We start from the raw sequence: 19151 nt of genomic DNA, 5'->3' as shown, positions 1-19151 counted from the left end.
TATACAGCAAAAAGGCGTCACACCAACGATTTGGTGTGACGCCTTTTTGCGTTTTGAACTAGTTGTTATTAGCAATTAGTTGCTGAATCATACTTTGACTCGTGTTACGCATTAGTTGGTGCAGGCAATTGAGCGGCTCCGTGTAAGAGATGCGCTAGTTACACGGAGCATGAGTAGAATACCTGCAGGCAAGCTAACAGGTTATCTGGATGTCAGCCGTCCGGGTGGGCAAAATACCTTCAGCCGTGGGAATGGCCTTAGTAGCGGTAGCTACTTAGACCATTGGCGACTTTGAAACGCGGGTTGGGCGGTTCAAAGCGAGCCCGAAGACCGCTCTTTGGCTTCGGGTGTCCGCCCACAGCGTTCCGAGGTATTTTGACCACTCGGTAAGGCGCTGGCAACATCCGGGTAACCCCTTAGTCAGCCAGTTTTTCTACGAGGTCGCTTTGGGGCGTGACGTAGACCGTCCGCTGACCCGTGAAGATAACGTACCCTGGTTTGGCCCCATTTGGCTTGTGCAGCCGTTTAACGGGCAGGTAGTCTACTGGCACGTTGCTGGACTCACGGCCCTTAGAGAAGTAGGCAGCTAGGTTAGCGGCCTCCATAATGGTCTCGTCACTCGGGTGTTCCGCGTGAATGATCACGTGAGAGCCCGGCATGTCCTTCACGTGAAGCCAAATATCGGTGCGTTTGGCCGTGTGGAGGCTGAGTTGGTCGTTTTGCAAGTTATTCTTCCCGACGGAGATCTTGGTGCCGTCGCTTGCCGTGAAGCGGTCTGGCTTGCTGACCTTTTGCCGTTTTTGCTTCTTGCTCTTCTTTTGGTGATCGTGGTCTCTGAGATAGCCACCTTGTTGAAGTTCCAGGCGGATGTCGATCAGGTCCTTGGGTGCGGCCAGTTCGATTTGGGCCATGATATTGGTAAAGTAGTCCACATCGGTCTGGGTGATCTTCAACTGTTCATTGACGTAGATGACCGCGTTCTTGGCCTTTTGGTACCGTTTGAAGTACTTCTGGGCGTTTTGGTTAGGGGACAACTGGTTTGATAGTTGAATCTTTAGGTCCCGGTTCTCGTCGTAGAAGTTCGGCAGGGTGACCGCGGTCTCGCCACGGGTGACCTGGTTCAGGTAGGTCGTGAGGATTTCTCCCTTGATCCGGTATTCGTCGGCGTTTTCGGTCTCAGCTAAGGTCCGTTGGAGCTTCTTGAGCTTGGTGCGGTTCTTCTTCAACTCGTTGCGGACGACGCGAATCAGGACACTGCCTTGTTGCTGGACCCGGTCACGTTCGGCCTTGTCCTGGTAGTAGGTGTCGAGTAGTTCGCTAAGCGTGGCCGAAGACTGTTGCGTGCCCGCCGTGGGGTACGGAAAGGCCGTGAAGCTGGTCTTGTTCTTCGGTGAGATCTCCAGAGTTGGTTGCGGGTTATCGAAGCCAGCAAAGAACTGTTGGAACTGTTCGGCGTGATCGCCCGTTTCGTGAAGCGTCGCCGCCAGAGCCGCTGCCGTATCTTTGCCCAGCCCCTGATACTGGTGCTGGAGTGTTTGGGCGAGGACTTCCTGGTTCGGGTAATCCCGAATCGTTTGGTCTAGATCATCGCGGACGCCGGCAAACGGATCATCTAAGTCCTGCTTTGGCGGCATGATGTACTGCGCCCCCGGCAGTAGGAGCCGGTAACGGTTTTGGTCGGAACCGACGTGCTTGATGGCGTCTAAAATTTTCATGGAGGCGCCGTCGACTAAGATGACGTTACTGTGACGGGCCATGATTTCAATGATTAAGAGCAGTTCCTGTTGGTCACCCAATTCGTTACGGGAGGTGAAGTGCAGGTGGACGACCCGGTCGTTAGCGACTTGGCTGACGTCCTTTAGGATAGCGCCTTGCAGGTACTTCCGCAGGATCATGGTAAAGTTGGTGGGTACGGGGGGATTGACGTAAGGAATCTGCGTCACTTGAATCCGCGCGTAGGTCGGATTGGCCGACAAAAGGATGGGATAGTTGTGGCTGTTGGCCCGAATCGTCAGGACAATTTCGTTGGCGTAGGGCTGATTGATTTTACTAACGCGACCGGTCGTGAGCGTCTGACTCAACTCGTGGACCATGGCGTGGGTGAATGAACCATCAAAAGACATTGCGGCACACACCTTTCTATTAAATAAATTTATTTTTGAATTCGAAAAAACGGCACAAGTTAAAGTATAACGGCCTCGCCGCCGAAGTGCAAAGAAGATTGTTCGGAATTATTCGGGAGGTGGCAAATTTTCCCACAACTGGGCCTTGTGGTCACCAACCAAATCGTTGTACAATACAATCAAAAGGAGTGAGGGTCTTATGAAATCAAGTCTAGCAGCGTTGATGGCAATCAACAAAGTTCAACAAACGTTGCTCCAACGGATGACCAAGCAACATCACCTGACCGTTTCCGAATGGCAGTTACTCGACCACATTGGTGGCGGGGAGAACACCCAAGAAATTTTGGCGCAACAAACCAAGCTGGATACCTCGACTCTGAGTCGCCAGCTCAAGGGACTGGTGGCTAAGGAAATGGTGACCAAGAAAGCCATTGGTCGGGACAAACGTCAGTTGGTATATACAATAACGCAGCAGGGCGAGGATACCGCCGAAGAGATCAACACGGCCTTTGAGGCCTTATCCGACCAGGTCTTTGAACACTGGTCCACGGATGAGCGTAATTTATTACAGATTTTATTGAACCGGTTAGATAAAAGTATGGATCGTCGTCGGACGGTCGAGAACTAAGGAGTGAGTGATTATTCAACAGAGATTAGTGGTTATTTCTTTGGACGCGCTGGGCAGTCGCGATTTGGATGAGCATTTAGATGAGCTGCCTAATTTACACCGGCTGGTCGTCACCGGGACCCGGGTCCGCCAGGTGCGGGGCATCTACCCCACGCTGACGTATCCCTCGCACACGACCATTATCACGGGCCAGTACCCGCGGGTCCACGGCATCGTCAACAATACCAAATTACAGCCGCAACGGCAGTCACCGGACTGGTACTGGTACCAGCGTGATGTGAAGGTGCCCACGTTGTACGACCTGGTTCGCCAACAGCATAAGCAGACGGCGGCCTTCCTGTGGCCCGTGACGGCCGGCAGTAAGATTACCTATAATTTAGCAGAGATCTTTCCCAACCGGATCTGGACCAATCAAGTGCTGGTCTCACTCAAAGCTAGTAGTCCGGCCTTTCTGTTGCGGATGAATCAGAAGTACGGGCATTTACGTCGGGGTATTCAACAGCCTGAGCTCGACGACTTCATCACGGCCTGTGCGGTCGACACACTGACCCACAAGCAACCGTGGTTAACGCTGATTCACCTGGTCGACATGGACAGCATGCGGCACCGCTACGGCGTGCGCTCGGCTGAGGCCATGGCGGCGCTAAAGCGACTGGATAAACGGGTCGGTCAGCTGATTGATGCGACGATTGCGGCGGGAACCTTTGCCGAAACGAACTTTGCCATTCTGGGGGACCATTACCAGATCAACGTCGACCACATGATTCACCTGAATCAGGCCTTTGTCCAGCGAGGTTGGTTAACGCCGACCGCGAATGGGACCGTCAAGAATGATTGGCACGTTTTGGCCAAGTCTTGTGATGGGAGTACCTATGTGTATACCCGCAATTTTGCGGACACGAAGAACTTACGGGAGCTGTTAGCAGCAACCCCTGGGGTCACGGCCGTGATTGATGGGCAACAGGCTACCGAACGCGGGGCCGACCCGCATTGTCGCTTCATGGTCGAGGCACAAGCCGGGTATTACTTTACCGATGAGACCAACCGGCCCGCTGTGGTCGAGGCCGTGGACCCGGCTAGTCTGGGCCAACCCGACCGGTACCATGGCGTGCACGGGTACGATCCCGACAAGCCGGATTACTTCACCACGCTGGTCTTAAACGGACCGGCCGTGAAAGAAAATCAGACAATCGACCAAGCGCGGTTGATCGATGAGGCGCCGACGTTTGCCAAACTGTTGGGGCTCCAGTTCCCCGAACCCTTGCCCGGTCACGCATTGACGGCGGCCTTTAAGGGGGTTCCCGATGCGTCGGCTAAATAAGGAACAATGGAGCTGGGTCTTCTACGATTGGGCCAACTCCGGTTACGGTATCATTGTCACAACCGCCGTCTTGCCCATCTACTTCAAGGGCATTACGGAGGCCAGTGGGGTCACGGCGGCCAATGCCACGGCCTACTGGGGTTATACCAATAGCCTGGGGACGTTGCTCGTGGCCGTCTTAGCCCCATTTCTGGGAGCCCTAGCGGATTACCAGGGATTTAAGAAACGGTTACTGACGGGGTTTGCCTCGCTGGGGATGCTGATGACGGTGGGGCTAGCGCTCTTGCCCGCAACCCAGTGGCAGTGGCTGTTAGTCATCTATATTCTCTCCGTGTTGGGCTATTCCGGGGGCAATCTCTTCTACGATAGTTTCCTGACGGATGTGAGTGACGACCAGCAAATGGACCGCATCTCCAGTGTCGGCTATGGCTTTGGCTATCTGGGTGGTGTCATCGCCTTTATTCTATTTATGATCCTGCAACTGACCCATGGTTTCGGTCAGCTGTCGAGTACGGCCGTGGCCCGGTGGGGCTTTGTCCTGGCCGCCGTCTGGTGGGTCGTCTTCTTCATTCCGATTCAACGCAACGTCCACCAGCGCCACGCCCTGGCCGTGACCCAGGCACCACTCAAGCAGAGTTGGCAGCGCGTATGGGTCACGCTCAGTCACATTCGCCAGCACAAGTACCTGGCCTGGTTTCTGGTGGCCTACTTCTGCTACATCGATGGGGTCGATACCATCTTTACCATGGCGACCTCGATCGGCTTAGACATCGGGATTACCAGTACCACCTTGATTGTGGTGCTCCTGGTGGTCCAGCTGGTGGCCTTTCCGTTCTCGATTCTCTATGGGTGGTTAGCGGAGAAGACCAGTACGCGCTTGGGCATTCTGATTGCCATTGTGATGTACCTGTTGATCTGTGTGGCCGCTCTCAACTTGAAGACGGTCGGTAGCTTCTGGTTGCTGGCCGTGTTGGTGGGGACCAGTCAGGGGGGCATTCAGGCGCTTTCCCGGTCGTACTTTGGTCGACTAGTCCCCAAGGAACGTTCGAGTGAGTTCTTTGGCTTCTACAACATTTTAGGCAAGTTCTCCGCCGTCTTGGGTCCCATCTTAGTGGGGGTCGTGACGCAGTGGACCGGGCAGTCGCGCATTGGGGCGGCCTCGTTGTCGATTCTGTTTATCCTGGGGCTCGCTATTTTCTGGGCGATTCCTAAATCAGCGACTGAAAATTCAAAATAGATGCGTCTTTGGGTCGGTCAGCCTCATTTTGTGGGGATGCACCGGCCTTTTTAAATGGTATCGTCCGTGACGAACAGGCGGTTAAGGGAATTTTAAGAATGCCCGTTGGTGGGGCTTTTTAGAATCGTTGGTTTCCATCGTTCCGGAAAAATGTTATTCTAGGTAAACGAATGAAAAGATAAAGTAGGTGTAAAGATGAAGATTGCTGTGGTCACCGATAGTACCAGCTATTTGTCCGCAGAAGAAGTTGAGCGGTATCACATTCACGTTGTCCCGATTCCGGTGATCATGGATGGTCGCTCCTACGATGAAGATGTTGATATCTCCACCAGTGAATTCTACGAGAAGTTACGCAATTCTAAATCATTCCCCAGCACGTCACAACCGCCGCTGGGCGAAATGATCAATTTATATAACCAATTAGCCGATGAGGGCTACGACGCCGTCATCAGTATTCATCTGGCCAGCACCATTTCTGGCTTTGTGAACCAATTGAAAAATATCGCCCCCACGATTGAAAATATCCGGGTGATTCCGTACGACTCCCAAATCACCGTTAAATTGATGGGCTATTTGGCCATTGAGGCCTCCCGGATGGCCGCTGAGGGAAGTACCCCCGAAGCCATCATCTCACGCTTAGACGACTTGCGGTCCACGATTGGCGAATACTTCGTTGTCGATGACCTCCAGAACTTGGTGCGAGGTGGGCGGTTGTCTAATGCGTCCGGATTCATTGGCAGCGTCTTACGGATCAAGCCGTTACTGACGTTTGATGATGAGACTCACGAAATCGTGGCCTTTGAAAAGGTCCGGTCCCGTAAGAAGGCGTTGGCCCGGGTCGAGGACCTCTTCGTTGAGGCGCAAGCCCAGGTGGATTACCCATTACGGGCCTTGGTCATCAACGCCAACGATCCCGAGGGTGGTCAGACCTGGGCCACCAAGATTGCGACGCAGTATCCGGAAATTCCGGTCGAGCAATCTTACTTCGGTCCCGTGATTGGCGCGCACTTAGGGGAGAAGGCCTTGGCCTTAGCCTGGATCAAGGATTTTGATCGCGCATAAGTCGTGCAAGTCGGTAATGAATATGGTATGCTATCTTCTGTAATTAAATTTACGGAGTAGGAAGTAAGGCGTCAAGTGCTGGTGGAACGCAATGTGAACACCGGACGAAGGGAATGTGTCCCGCGATCTTATTTCCGCATTGACCGCAGCAATGTGGCAACTCCCTTAGGAGATGTCTGAATTGAAGACGATGGCAAAAACCCAGCTGCCAAAGCTGGACACTTTGAGTTTGGTAACGATGGGACTACTGATGGCTTTACAACTGGTGATCAGTCGGTTCTCGGTCGGCAACAGTTTTATCAAGGTCAGTTTTACCTTTCTGATCGTGGCGTTGTTGGCCAAATGGTTTGGTCCCTGGTGGGGGATGATGACGGCAGCTGTCGTCGACGTTGTGGGGACCCTAATGACGGGTGGGCCGTTCTTTATCGGCTTTACCGTGTCAGCAATCCTAGGGTCGCTGATCTACGCGGTCTTTCTCTACCAGAAGCCAGTGACATGGACCCGGGTGATTCTGGCCTCGGTGCTTATCTCCTTGTTGGTCAACGCCTTGTTGAACACCTTGTGGGTAACCATCATGTACCACACACCATTCTGGGGCTTACTGCCGGTTCGGCTGGTTAAGCAACTGATCGTGACACCAATCCAAATTGTGTTAGTTTACCTGTTGTTGCAGAGTCGCGTGATTCAAACGATTCAGGAACGTTTAAATCGATAGTGATCTGAGCACCGTTTTGGTTAAATCCAGGACGGTGTTTTTAAATGCCGTTATGGTGAGGACAATAAACTAATTACTTTAACTTATAGTAACAAACCTGACCACCACTACCACAACATCACACAAACCAATTAATAAACAGCACCCGTCACTAGCGAAAAAATCAGGTCACCGGCCCAACCCTTAACTTTTTCTATGAAATCGGGGTGGGTGCTTGCGCCAGTAACCGATTTCGACTATAACGGGAGAAGATAAGATGAGCAGAATTCAGGGAGGACGAACAACGTGAAACGACTATTACAACTCTATACTAAATATCAGGATATCTTGGCGTACCTGATTTTCGGGGGCCTGACGACACTGGTCAACTTGGTCGTTTTCTACGTCACGGCGACTTTGTGGGGCTGGAACTACCAGGTCGGCAACGTCTGGGCCTGGTTCCTATCCGTGTTATTTGCCTACCTGACCAATCGGGTGTGGGTCTTCCATTCCCACTTCACGACGTTCAAGGCCTTAGTCAACGAGGTCGTCTCGTTTTTCCTGGCCAGAGGGGCGACGTTGATCATGGACATGGCTATCATGTGGCTGGGGGTTTCATTGCTGCAGCAAAATGAAATGCTGACGAAACTGGTCGACCAAGTGGTGGTCGTGCTGGCGAATTACTTCTTTAGTAAATGGTTCGTGTTTAAGAAAAACAAAGCGTCTTCAGTAAACGAACAGGACTGAATCTATTAGCTAGAGTCTTAGCATTAATCAGGACAAAACAAGGCACCGCTGTTATCTCTCGTGGATAGCAGTGGTGCCTTGTTTGTGTGTGCATTTTAAATAATTAAGCCGCAACCCGTTCCGGGCGTTGTCGATGACTAGCCGTGAGTCGGTAAAAGGCGGCGACGGCCAGGCCACCGATGACGATGCCCAGCGCATTGGCCAGGACGTCGTTGATGTCGCTGCTCCGATTGATCAGCCAGTGATGGGAGAGCACGTATTGGATGGTCTCGACACTGCTGCCAACGAAGAGCCCGCAGAAGCCGACGCCGAAGAGGGACAGCTTAGGGAGCGCCCATTTCAACAGGAGCCCCAGTGGAATCGTTAAGATAATATTTTCCAAGAATCCGAGGTTGAAGACGTCTAGGTTGGTCAGATTGACCCGCCCGATGCCAATCGGCATGATGTAAATGCCAGTGCCATCAAATGAAATCGGGGTGAAAAGAATGGCGGCTAAACCCGTTAAGTAGCTTAGCACTAAGAGGGCGAACCAGCGATGTTTACCACCGGTTGCGACGATGAGCAGGCCGCTTAGTCCAGCCATTAAGATAATGAGTAATAAGGGTTCCCAACGCATCGAACCACCTCCGTGAATTTTTGTGTGTCTGTCGTGTCCGTTAACATGTTCCTAGACTACAACAGAATTCGCGGTTACGGGGACTTTCGACCGGAGTTTTAAGGTTTCTTGGGGCCTTTAGGAAAATCGTAAGGACTTGGTCAAAGAAACATCACAGTTTTTCGGGGATTTGTGGTTAGCGCTGGGGACTAAAAAACGGCTACCGGTGGGGGTAGTCGTTTTAGAATTCAGTCAGCGAGTGCGTTTCGTTTCAAATCCAACTGGAACCGCACAATAATCAGGCCATTTAACCCGATGATCATCAGCAACATCGTCCACCAGGCGCCAGGTAAAGCCAGATTGGTAGAAATGGCCGACCGGAGCACCTGAATCAGGTAGGTCATCGGTAACCAGGGATTGAGGGCTTGGGCCAGCGGACTCACTAAGGGGAGCGGGTAAAGACCACCGGAACTGGCCAGCTGCAGGACCAGGACGATGGAAATCAGCCAGGTTCCGAAGCCGCCTAGTAGGAGTCGTAAGCAGAAAATGAGGGATAGAAAGAGCAGCGACCCGATGAGAATGGCGCTGAAGAGCATCAGGCGGGACTGGACGGTTAAGGTGTTGGCCTGGCGCAGGGTCGCGTAGAGCAGACCACTTTGCCCCAGGGCGACCGTACCGATGATGACGGCCTTGCTGGCCCACCAGGTGAGGGCGTTACGTGGCCGACGGTAGGTTCGGCGGCCGTCGTACATGGTACCGAGGGCAATGCCACCGACGTAGAGCCCGATGGCAATCGCAAATGGCGCCATACCAGTGCCGTTGTTGGGTACACTCGCTACATCATGGCTGTGAGCAATTACGGGTTGAGCGAGGACCCGAGCGTTAGCGGGCCGGGTTGCCAGGGTCGCCAGCCGTTGACCTCCAACAGCCAAGCTGGTTCCTAGCGATTGACTGCCGGTGTGAAGTTGCGTCAGGCCTTGTTGCGTGGTGGTTAAGCCAGCAATCAGGGCGGGTTGCTTGACCGTTTGTGTGGCGACTTGCAGGGAACGGTTGCCTGCTTGCAGGCGCTGGGTGCCGCTAGTGAGCAGCCGACTCCCTGCTGCTGCCCGCGTCATTCCGGCAGCGGCACCATGGAGTGCCTGCAATAACACCTGAGTCTCTAGTTGCGTGACGTTACGGCTGACGGTCGCCGTGATGGCATTGGCCGCGCCGGTCGTCATTTTTGAGACGATGAAGTTGGTGCCTGAGTTCAGGTCATAGTGTAGCTGGAGTTGCTGGGGCGCGTCGGTCAGAAGCGTCGTCGCGTTGTGGGAAAAGTTGGCAGGAATCGTGATGACCAGGTAAAGTTTGCCCGCCTTGAGCCGGTGGTGCGCCGTGGTAGCGCTCAGGTGGTGAAAGTCTAACGCTGTGGACTTGTCCAAGTTACGGGTCAGCTGCTGGCCAATAGCGACGCGGTGCCCCTGATCGGTAACGGGTTGGTCGTGATTGACCACGGCAACCGGGATATCAGCCGAGTGGCCGTACGTGTTCCACATAGAGGAGAGGTAAAAGTAACAGTAAATTGCGGGAATCAACGCAATCATTAACAAGACGACCAACATCATTTTGTGTTGGCGTAGGTAGGTCCATTCGGCTTTGAGCATGAGCAACCGCCCCTTTCAAATTAACAGCTTGTTGATTGAACGGGGCTAGCATAACAGCACGAAAATGTTCAGACAATCAACATCTTGGTACCAATTGTTGAGTTGCTCAGACCAGCGGGTGACTGTCGTTTCTTTGCGAAACCTTATCAAATCAGCTGACTTAACCAGCGACACTGTGGCCGGTGATGTTGTTTGACTGTGACGTTCAAAAGTTTTTTAATGGGAGCCGACTAAACAATCTGTTCAGGGAGGTGCATCATGGAAACGGATGCGAAAAGATTGGCCACGGAGGTCAAAATTCAGCGGGCCTTTATCCAGTTGGTGACGACAGTTGGGTTTGATCGGCTGACCGTTCAGAAGTTGAGTCAGACGGCGCACATTAATCGGGGGACTTTCTACCTCCACTACTTAGACAAGTACGACTTGTTAACTCATTTGGAAAATGACCTGGTGGCACAGGTCCAAGAAATCTTCCAGCGGTACCCCAAGCCAGGGACGGGGGCAACCACGACGGATGCTTTTGGGAAGCTGTTTACCTACCTGTACCGTCAGCGGCAGTTGGCCGTGGTTCTGTTAAATAGCCCGGCTTCGCAGTTGCGTGGGCGGGTCAAGACGCTGATTTTGACCGTCATTGGTCCAGCCACGGCCTCGCCCATTTCACCAGCTATCGCGCGCGAATTGGTGGCGCAAGGCATTCTTGATTTTGTGGGTAATTGGTTAGGGCAGGAGCCCGTGCCATCGTCGGAGCAGGCTTACACACTTTTCAAGCAGACCAGAAGTCTGTCGCCACAACAGTTGTTGGGGGTCACCGAGTGAGTCTACGAGGGTGATCACCATCTTGTTGTGTAAGCGCTTAAAAAAAGCAGTGATCTATGATATGATGGTGCCAAAGGGGTGGAAACCATGAAATTACGACAAACAGTCGGGATCGTCTTGGGGTTAACCGTCGGCGTGACACTGGGGCTAGCTTCGGCTCAGACCGCGCAGGCTTCGCAGAAGTACACGGTGGTTTCAGAAAAGTGGCCGACTCAGCGGCCAACTTATCGGGCGAAATATCCTAATAAAAAGGTGACCATGTGGAATAAGAAACACACGAAGCGGCACGGTTACTTGACGGATAGGCCGAATACAACCTTTTCTCGGGCCTCAACCGTGGTCTTAAAACACGGTCAGACGAAAGCCGTTTACTACTACCTCGTTGCGGGTGGGACCAAGGCCCATCCGAAGGCGACGGCCGGCTACGTTTGGCGGGGGTATGTGACGCAGGGGTTGGCGCTGGACCGGCTAAAGAGTCGCTACGTCCCAATGGGGTGGTTCACAAACAATCGGGACTACCAAGACTACCTCAAGCTCTCGCCAACTCAGGGCATTACCCGGGCGATAGCAAAAGCATTACCTAACATGAAATTAACCTATGATTTAACCAATATTGCGGCGTACGAATTTGGGCAGAAACTGGGTAACGAGGATCCAGCCCTGCCAATGGTTAAGAAGAGTGTGCTGAAGCCAAATAAGTATCAGCACGTGACCTATTTCCCTAAGGTGACTGAATATCTGGCAACGAGTAACGCCGTCAGCACGACGAAGCGGGTCAAAAAGGTTAAGCAGATTTTGGCCAACGACTACGGCTATACGGCTGCCAAACTGGGAAAGCTTAGGCACTATGAGATTGGCTTAAACATCGAGGAAAATGTTAAGGGAAAACCTTCTATCGATAATGGTCCGAATGCAGAAAAGTTCTACGCGTTTGCGATTGGGCAACGGGTGGACTAGTGAGGCTAAAGATCTTAAGCTTAAATATTAACGTGATAGGAACCACCGCCATTTGAAACATCGGTGGTTAAATACCAAGCAAAAGGTGCCCATCTTCTCAGAAATGTTTGAGAGGATAGGCACCTTTGTTTGGCAGGGCCTGAACGTTACGATTAAAATTCTAAATTAACAAATAAAATTCTTTTCTTGTTAATATTTACAAATCTGTTAAAATGAATCTAACTGTTAGAAGACATTTACGGAGGAATTCAAATGAATAACGCTGTCGTGATTAATAATGTTCAAGGCTGGCTAAAGGCTAATAACCGGTCACAGAAGTGGTTGGCCGAGCAAATTGCCGTTACCCCAGGATTAATGAGTCAAATTTTTAGTGGTAAGCGCAAGCTACAGACGAAACAACTCATTAACATTGCGAGCGTCATTAATGTTCCTTTTGAGGAGCTGACCATGAGCCAGGCAGAACAAACCTTGCAGACACCTAGCTATAAGTTGCGGGGATCGTTGTCAAATGAAAACTCGAAGCAAGCCTTTGATCAGTTACTTTGGGATATCGAACGCTACGTTGAACTAGAGGAGAGTGCTAATGGCAGATGATGTTAAGACCGTGTTTTCTGAAAATATTGCTGAGATTGCGGCCAATGCGTTTCTTACGGAGAACTTTGGTCTAGATATCTTCATGGGTGCCGATATTGAAAGTGTCCTATCAGCTAGAGCCTGGGTAATTTATCAGGACGTTGACGATTCAGAATATTCTGGTGCAGCAGTTTCGTTTCGTCAGCAAAATTTTGTTGTCTTAAATACTTGGCAGCCATTACGTGCACGGTATTATAGTGCGGCTCACGAGTTGTGGCACTTAGCCCTGAAAGCGGAACTCTTTGGTCCTGAGAATAAAAAAATTATGGCACAGGTCCAATTACCCTTATTTGATATGGAACGTGCAGCGGATCATTTTGCTGCTGCAGTGATGATGCCTAAGGAAGCCATGCTGGCAACCTGGTCAAAATATGTGGGGTTACAACCATCAACGGATAAACAAGTTGCTCAAGCCGCTATTGTGCGTATCGCAAACATTTCATCAATGCCTTATGTGGCGGTCACTCGGCGGTTGAAAGAGTTAGGACTCCTCTTAAGTAAAAGCTTAGTGAACTTGTCGGAAAGTGACTGGCGTGATTACGTCTGCCACTCAAATTTTCCACCCAGTTCCTTAGATCAGGCTGTCCATTTTAAAAAATTTGCTGGAATGGCTGAACTCATTAACCAGTTAGTGGCGAAACAGCAAATCACCTTGACGGAAGCTTCGAGCTTAGCGGCACATACTGAACCTCAGTTGGCGGTTGACCTTTTGAATAGACGGCAAGAACAAGTTGACCGACTCAGTGAGGACAATGCGTGAATAGACGAAAAGCACGTGTATTTATCGACACAAATATGTTGATTTTTGCTATGCAGTACCACAAGGAAAATGTTTTTGAATAGATTGAGTTACTGTACGGCAACGTCTGGATCCACATGGATGTGCTAGCAGAGTTATTACAAGGTCGAGCAATTGTGGAACGTGAAATACGGCAGCGTAATTGGCAGATCTTTGACACCAGCAAGCTAACCGCAAACGAAAAGGTTATTTACGCCAGTTATGTGGCTGAAATTAAAAATGCTTTTCGCCAAATGAACTTAAAGCGTGCGGCTCAAGGAAAACGGGCGAAGAATACCGCTGATATTGGTGAAATTGCCACGTTAGCCGTTTGCTTACTCGAGGACGCTCAGCTTATTTGTAGCGATGACGCGGATATTCAAACGGTTGTTAGACAAGAGCAATATTCTTACATTGATGTGGATGGGGCGCAACATCTGATTGCCCAAAACTCGGCTGAAGATTTTTGTGTTTACTGTGTGACCGAAGCTGGCGTTGCGAAATCAAAAGTACGCCACTTCTACAAAACCTTGTTTGAAGATACAACTACTCGTGCGTACAAGCTGGCGGCGTTAGATGATCGCTTTGGAGAGTAAATTACACCTAAGAAAAATAGTATAGTCTTTCGAAAAAGTGGTGCAATTGGGAACTTACGTTAAAAAGGTGTCCATCTTCTCAGAATTTATTGAGAGGATGGGCACCTTTACTTCATCTTAGTCTTCACGACGGAACTTGAAAACTGGCACAATCAGCAGGGCTGCAAACGGTAACCAGCTTAGGCTACCAAAGACATTTAAGAAAGCGTGGTTCAAATGGTGCTTCAGCGCCTGCCGAATCGTGTGGACTAGATTAGCCAGCTCCTGATTAAGTTGCTGGACTTTTTGGGTAATCTTGCGGTTAACGGCTAGCGTAATGGTGTGGTGAATCTGCTGCTTCGTGACCTGGGGAATCAGGGACGGGGAAACTTGTTTGACCGTGGCGAGTTGCTGGATGGCTTGGCGATAGGCCACCGTTGCCTTCTGTTGGCGGGTTGCCTCTGAGATAGTCACGGTTGGAGACGTCACAGTTGCGGCCGTCGCGGTCACGGTGGTGCTGTTCGGATTGAGCTTCCGCCGTAGCTTACGAGTCAACGTGTTTTTCTGGGCAGTGGTGACGTTGGCCAATCGACTCACTTGCGTCTGAGCATCGGCTAACGTGTTTCGCTTTGCTTGGGTCACGTTGCTGGTCAGCAGGGTCGTGAAGACTGCAATCGCCAGGACCATCCCCACTTGCCGCAGAACGTTTGCGACGCTTTGCGAGCTGGTTAACCGTGAACCGTGGAAGTCGGCTACCGCTAGAATATTAGCTGTTGCGGCGACTAAGCCATAGCCTAGGCCCAATAGAACGTCTGCGAGAATCAGCTGGTGGTAGTTTGACCCCATGGGAACGGTGCTCAGCAGTAGGTAGCTCACGCCCATCAAGAGAAAACCAGCGGCGACAATGACTTTGTTATTGATGCGCTTGATCACGAGTGAGGTCAAGATGACCGTAATCATTACGGTGACCGAGTAGGGTGTCATTAACAGCGCGGCCTTGAGCTCGCTAGTGCCATGGACCCGCGTTAGAAATGTGGGCAAGAGGACGGCCATGCCACCTAAGAAGAAATTGCAGAGGACCAGCGCCAGACTTGAGCCGTTAAAGTTGCGGCTCCGGAACAGTTGTAGGTCGACCATTGGCACTTTCGTGTGACGTTCCCAGAAAAGAAAAAGAAGAAAACCGATGAGGGCGAGAGCAAATAGACTGAGAATGACGGGAGACTGCCAGCCCCAATCATTTCCCTTGATCAAGCCCAACGAGAGACTGAAGAGCATGATCATGCTGAGAGTGGCACCAAGCCAGTCAATTTTAACGTGGGTTGTTTTTTCGTGGCGGAGGGGTAAGACAAAGCCAAACACCAGTAAGTCCAGGACGACCAAGGGCACGTTGATAAAGAAGACCCACCGCCAGCCAAAGTATTGGGCGACGATACCACCGATGGTTGGTCCTAAGGCAACGGCCAACCCCTGAACACCTGCCAGAGCAGCCACGACGCGGTTACGGTTAGCCATGGAGCTGAGGTCTAAGCCAATGACCATGCTGGTTGGAATGATGGCTGCGGCGCCAATACTTTGGATGGCCCGAGCAATCAGCATCCAGGTAAGGTTAGGCGCCATGCCGGTCAGAAGTGAGCCGGTCCCAAAGACTACCAGTCCAGCGAAGACAAATTTATTCTGACCGAAGCGTTCCGCCAACCGGCCAAACGGAATAATTAACGTGGCGAAGATGATTGTGTAGACGTTCAGTGCCCACGAGAGTTCCGTGAGGCTTTCCCCAAAAGCCGACTGAATCTCGGGTAACACGATGGTCATAATGGAGACGTCCATCATACACAGTAAGTTACCTAAGAGTAAAACGGGTAAGACACCTTTTAATTTGTTCATATGCTTCTCCCCCTTTAGCTGACACATCTGAGTCGGTGTGTCTCATCTGTGACACCTTGACTCTAACAGCGTATACTGAGGGAGACAAGCTGTGCGGCGCTAATGACAACAAGTGCTACACAAGTCGGGAATTTGTGACAGGAGGTCGGAACAGCATGAATGGACAAGAAAGACTGGCACAGCAGTCTAAGGCGTGGTTGATTGCCGCGCTCTTTGATTTATTAGCCGAGCAACCTTACGAGACGATTACCGTTAAACAAATTGCGGAACAGGCACAGCTCTCTCGCCGAACCTTTTACCGAGCATTCCGAGATAAGGATGACCTACTGGATGCGTATAACCGTGAAGTAGGTCAGCGCTACCTGACCGCGCTACAACAGATTGCGCCGCAGAAGATGGTATTTAAAGATGTGTTGACGTACTTCTTTGACTTCTGGTGGCAGGAACGAAAACAGCTTCGGTTGCTGATGGAACAGGGACTATTCGGTCGGATGCTGGCCAAGATTACCCCAATGGCCAACGAAGTTTACCGGGTCTTCCCAGCTCCGTGGCACATTGCGGGGTCACCGACCGAAATCGCTTACATCATGAGCTTTGCAGTTGGGGGCTTTTGGAATGTCTTGAGTCAATGGCTAGTCAAGGACCAGCCAGAGTCACCAGCGGAAATGGCTACATTACTGATGGCTGGCTTGCAGCGGTTGGGAGAAACGGCAGAGTAGATTTTAAAATAGCCCTCAGGAAGTGTACCCAGACCTTCCCGGGGGCTATTGGCCGGCCTGAGTTTGCTCAAAGCCACCCCGTATGTTACGGTTAGAGTCTACGGAAAAATGAGGAGTGACGTTAATGAGTGTGGTAGATTGCCGTGAAATGTCCGGCAATAATTCGTACACAGATTAGCAAGCAGCACGACCAACAGTTCAATGAACCTTATGAAGCGTTCCGCCAGGCTGTTCGCTGCAAGGAGAGAAAATGAATTTAAAAGAAATTACCCAATTAGATCAAATCTTGGCAAAGGTCGCCTCGTTTACTCACAGTACTCGGGCGGCCACGGCCATTCAAACCGCGACCAATCAGACCGACATCGCTAGCGTTCGCAAAGAACTGGCACTGACGACGGAAGCCCACCAGTTATTGGCCAATAACGTGGTCTTTACCTACTTTGACCTGGACCAGATGGATGCCCTACAGACAAAGCTGGATCAAGGGCTGATGTTAAACGCGCCACAATTGGACCTCGTCAATCACTTTTTGATTAACCTACGTCGCTTGAAAACGACCCTGCAGGCTAATCAGCAACAGGCCACTCACCTAACAGACCTGCTGGCGTCATCGACTCAGCTCACCGGGCTACAACAACGTTTGGAACACGTCATCGTGCACGGCCAGGTGGCGGATGATGCCACGCCTGAATTGGCTGAGATTCGCCAAAAAATTGTCAAGCAACGGCAACAGGTCCAGACGACCTTGACCCAATTTGTCCAGAAGCATCCCCATTCCGTCCAAAGCAAACGCCTGATTACCCGCAACGACCGGGTTTGTGTCCAGTTGAAGGCTGGCGAGAAGAACAAGTTTAAGGGCCAAATCATTGACCAGTCCTCGACCGGCTCAACGGTCTTCTTCGAACCGGCAACGGTGGCGAAGAAGGGTGCCGTCCTCGCGGGGGTGATTGCGGACGAGAGCGCCGAGGTTTATCAATTACTGGTGACCTTAACCGGAGATGTCTTGGATAACTGGGACGCCCTGACCGAGAACCAAACGCTCCTCAGTCGCTTTGATCAGATTATGGCGCGGGGCCAGTACGGTTTGGAAACCGGCAGTCAGTTGCCCGCACTCAATACGGACCAGCACGTGAAGATTGTCGCCGGCCGCCATCCCTTGTTAAAACACGCGGTGCCCCTCGATATCGAATTGACGCCGCAACAGGGCCTGATGATCACCGGTGCCAACTCCGGGGGCAAGACGGTCGTTTTGAAGACGATTGCGCTATTTGCCCTGATGATCCAATTTGGCTTGGAATTGCCGGTTGATGCTGGGACACAGATGCCCGTCTTCAGCCAGTTTTGGGTCGACATCGGCGATAACCAAAGCATCACGGCGCAGCTCAGTACCTTTGCCGCCGAGATGACGACGCTGGTCGACATGACCGATCACATTCAGGACAACGCTTTAGTCTTGCTCGATGAAATTGGGAGCGGGACCGATCCGGAAGAGGGTTCTGCCCTGAGCATTTCTATCATCGAGTATCTTCGCCAGAAAAAGGCAACGATCATTGCGACGACCCACTTCAGTGCCATCAAGGAATACGCGGTGGACTGTCCAACGTTTATGACGGCCACCATGGCCTTTGATCCAAAAACGCTGGAGCCCACGTATCACCTGTTACTTAACCAGGTGGGGGCGAGTGAGGCCGTGTGGCTAGCCGAACGGTTGGGCTTGTCCCCAGCTATTCTGGCCGACACCCGGCAGCGACTCGCAGCGAAGGAAGCTCAGTAAAAATCACGAAAAAAGGCGGTAACCGCTATGAGCTGGTTGCCGTCTTTTGCTGTGGAAATTAGTCTAGTGGGCGGGTTGTCCTGAAAGTTAAGCGCACCGTAAACTGCTGGTTGTCGGTCTTGATGGCTAGTTTCCCGCCCAAGGTAGTCACCAGGGATTGCACAATGTTCAATCCCAACCCGAGACTTTCTGTGGAGTGATCATCGGTGGTGTAGAACTGCTCAGTCGTCATGGAATTTTCCACTGAAGTTACCGCGGTTTCATTTTGAAATTCGAGACAGATATGCTGATCATCCAGCGGTTTTAGGCTGACAGTGGCTGAGTTCTGTGCGTATTTGAGCCAGTTACCGACCAGATTTTGAACGATTCTTTGGAGTAAAAGCTGGTCGGTCGTGAGTGTGATATTAGGTGTAATCTGGGGAGTCACAGTAATCTGTTTTGCAGTCAAATCATCAAAGAAGCCAAACAGTTCCTGCTCCAGAAAATGGGACACGTTCACCGATTCCAGATTTAAATGATTCGCTTTGGTACGCACTAAATTAAAATCCATCAAGTAGCGTAAGTAGTAGTTGACGGACGCCAGGTTGTCTAGCACGCGTTGCAGGTTAGTTGGCGTGGCGGCCGTTGGTTTTTGCTGAATCAACTGGACGTAGCCAGTGGCCACGGTCAGCGGTGTCTTGATGTCGTGCGTGAGGTTAAGCAGCATTTGCTCCAGGTGATGTTCGCGCTGGTACTCCGTTTGCTGGAGATTCTGAGTCTGGCTAAGCATGTGGTTCAGGGCCAAGGCCAGGCGTTGAAGGCCGCCGAAATGAAAATTACTTGTGATGCCTGCGTTGGTGGTGTGGGTATTGATATAGGTGAGATCCGTTGTGATGCGATGTAGTGCGCTGAGCAGTTGACTCAGGATAATCACAAGAGCCAGGACCACCAAGACTAAGATGCCGATGATAAAAGTTAACATGAGT

At 51.4% G+C, this 19151-nt stretch carries 18 protein-coding genes and 1 riboswitch; of the genes, 13 read left to right on the top strand and 5 right to left on the bottom strand.

The annotated features are described in order from the left end of the window. Window positions 1–416: 416 nt before the first annotated feature. On the bottom strand, window positions 417–2123 hold the full coding sequence (locus JUF13_RS05460) for an NFACT RNA binding domain-containing protein (protein WP_203638281.1): 1707 nt from the start codon (window positions 2121–2123) through the stop codon (window positions 417–419). Window positions 2124–2322: 199 nt separating this feature from the next. Here JUF13_RS05460 and JUF13_RS05455 point away from each other — a divergent pair, with 199 nt between their 5' ends. The 6 genes from JUF13_RS05455 to JUF13_RS05430 all read left to right on the top strand — a co-directional run bounded on the left by JUF13_RS05455 (window position 2323) and on the right by JUF13_RS05430 (window position 7812). Beyond that, entirely contained in the window at window positions 2323–2751 is a 429-nt protein-coding gene (locus JUF13_RS05455; protein ID WP_125762526.1) for a MarR family winged helix-turn-helix transcriptional regulator, read from the top strand. Window positions 2752–2758: 7 nt separating this feature from the next. After that, window positions 2759–4072 carry an alkaline phosphatase family protein gene (locus JUF13_RS05450; protein ID WP_203638279.1) on the top strand — a complete coding sequence of 438 codons (1314 nt, stop codon included), beginning with the start codon at window positions 2759–2761 and terminating at the stop codon, window positions 4070–4072. Continuing rightward, the gene (locus tag JUF13_RS05445; RefSeq protein WP_203638278.1) at window positions 4056–5309 is read left to right on the top strand and encodes an MFS transporter; all 1254 of its coding nucleotides are present in this window, start codon (window positions 4056–4058) and stop codon (window positions 5307–5309) included. The genes JUF13_RS05450 and JUF13_RS05445 overlap by 17 nt, the downstream gene beginning before the upstream one ends. Window positions 5310–5504: 195 nt before the next feature. Continuing rightward, window positions 5505–6371: a DegV family protein gene (gene fakB / locus JUF13_RS05440; RefSeq protein ID WP_203638276.1), complete on the top strand. Its 867-nt coding sequence runs from the start codon at window positions 5505–5507 to the stop codon at window positions 6369–6371. A gap of 50 nt (window positions 6372–6421) precedes the next feature. Next, a riboswitch (THF riboswitch) is annotated at window positions 6422–6519 on the top strand. Between the two features lie 24 nt (window positions 6520–6543). Next, window positions 6544–7086, top strand: coding sequence for a folate family ECF transporter S component (locus JUF13_RS05435; protein WP_203638275.1), 543 nt, complete (start codon window positions 6544–6546; stop codon window positions 7084–7086). Between the two features lie 285 nt (window positions 7087–7371). Next, window positions 7372–7812 carry a GtrA family protein gene (locus JUF13_RS05430; RefSeq protein WP_125762538.1) on the top strand — a complete coding sequence of 147 codons (441 nt, stop codon included), beginning with the start codon at window positions 7372–7374 and terminating at the stop codon, window positions 7810–7812. A gap of 103 nt (window positions 7813–7915) precedes the next feature. On the opposite strand, the gene JUF13_RS05425 is transcribed toward JUF13_RS05430, so the two are convergent. Together JUF13_RS05425 and JUF13_RS05420 are read right to left on the bottom strand one after the other, a co-directional pair. Beyond that, on the bottom strand, window positions 7916–8428 hold the full coding sequence (locus tag JUF13_RS05425) for a VanZ family protein (protein WP_203638274.1): 513 nt from the start codon (window positions 8426–8428) through the stop codon (window positions 7916–7918). A gap of 227 nt (window positions 8429–8655) precedes the next feature. Continuing rightward, complete coding sequence (locus JUF13_RS05420) at window positions 8656–10050, bottom strand: YhgE/Pip family protein (protein ID WP_203638273.1); 1395 nt, start codon at window positions 10048–10050, stop codon at window positions 8656–8658. A 258-nt stretch (window positions 10051–10308) separates the two neighbouring features. Here JUF13_RS05420 and JUF13_RS05415 point away from each other — a divergent pair, with 258 nt between their 5' ends. The 5 genes from JUF13_RS05415 to JUF13_RS05395 all read left to right on the top strand — a co-directional run bounded on the left by JUF13_RS05415 (window position 10309) and on the right by JUF13_RS05395 (window position 13830). Next, window positions 10309–10866, top strand: coding sequence for a TetR/AcrR family transcriptional regulator (locus JUF13_RS05415; protein ID WP_203638272.1), 558 nt, complete (start codon window positions 10309–10311; stop codon window positions 10864–10866). 87 nt (window positions 10867–10953) lie between these two features. Next, entirely contained in the window at window positions 10954–11823 is an 870-nt protein-coding gene (locus tag JUF13_RS05410) for a hypothetical protein (RefSeq protein WP_203638271.1), read from the top strand. Between the two features lie 252 nt (window positions 11824–12075). After that, complete coding sequence (locus JUF13_RS05405; protein WP_203638270.1) at window positions 12076–12417, top strand: helix-turn-helix domain-containing protein; 342 nt, start codon at window positions 12076–12078, stop codon at window positions 12415–12417. Beyond that, window positions 12407–13216: an ImmA/IrrE family metallo-endopeptidase gene (locus tag JUF13_RS05400; RefSeq protein WP_203638269.1), complete on the top strand. Its 810-nt coding sequence runs from the start codon at window positions 12407–12409 to the stop codon at window positions 13214–13216. Before JUF13_RS05405 ends, JUF13_RS05400 begins: the two co-directional genes overlap by 11 nt. Before the next feature lie 122 nt (window positions 13217–13338). After that, window positions 13339–13830, top strand: a complete 492-nt coding sequence (locus JUF13_RS05395; RefSeq protein WP_203638267.1) for a hypothetical protein — start codon at window positions 13339–13341, stop codon at window positions 13828–13830. A gap of 117 nt (window positions 13831–13947) precedes the next feature. On the opposite strand, the gene JUF13_RS05390 is transcribed toward JUF13_RS05395, so the two are convergent. After that, window positions 13948–15693: an MFS transporter gene (locus JUF13_RS05390; RefSeq protein ID WP_203638265.1), complete on the bottom strand. Its 1746-nt coding sequence runs from the start codon at window positions 15691–15693 to the stop codon at window positions 13948–13950. Window positions 15694–15848: 155 nt separating this feature from the next. Between JUF13_RS05390 and JUF13_RS05385 the strand changes: the two genes are divergently transcribed. Then, window positions 15849–16412 carry a TetR/AcrR family transcriptional regulator gene (locus tag JUF13_RS05385; RefSeq protein WP_203638263.1) on the top strand — a complete coding sequence of 188 codons (564 nt, stop codon included), beginning with the start codon at window positions 15849–15851 and terminating at the stop codon, window positions 16410–16412. 250 nt (window positions 16413–16662) lie between these two features. Next, window positions 16663–18186, top strand: coding sequence for an endonuclease MutS2 (locus JUF13_RS05380; protein WP_203638261.1), 1524 nt, complete (start codon window positions 16663–16665; stop codon window positions 18184–18186). Window positions 18187–18244: 58 nt separating this feature from the next. Here the strand turns inward: JUF13_RS05380 and JUF13_RS05375 are convergent, their stop codons facing one another. Beyond that, the gene (locus JUF13_RS05375; RefSeq protein WP_203638260.1) at window positions 18245–19147 is read right to left on the bottom strand and encodes a sensor histidine kinase; all 903 of its coding nucleotides are present in this window, start codon (window positions 19145–19147) and stop codon (window positions 18245–18247) included. Between the last annotated feature and the right edge of the window lie 4 nt (window positions 19148–19151).

Origin of the sequence: Levilactobacillus wangkuiensis (genome assembly GCF_016861605.1) — a bacterium.
Taxonomy (GTDB): domain Bacteria; phylum Bacillota; class Bacilli; order Lactobacillales; family Lactobacillaceae; genus Levilactobacillus; species Levilactobacillus wangkuiensis.
Note: the sequence above shows the minus strand (reverse complement) of the source record. Positions and strands in the feature narration are given on the sequence as shown.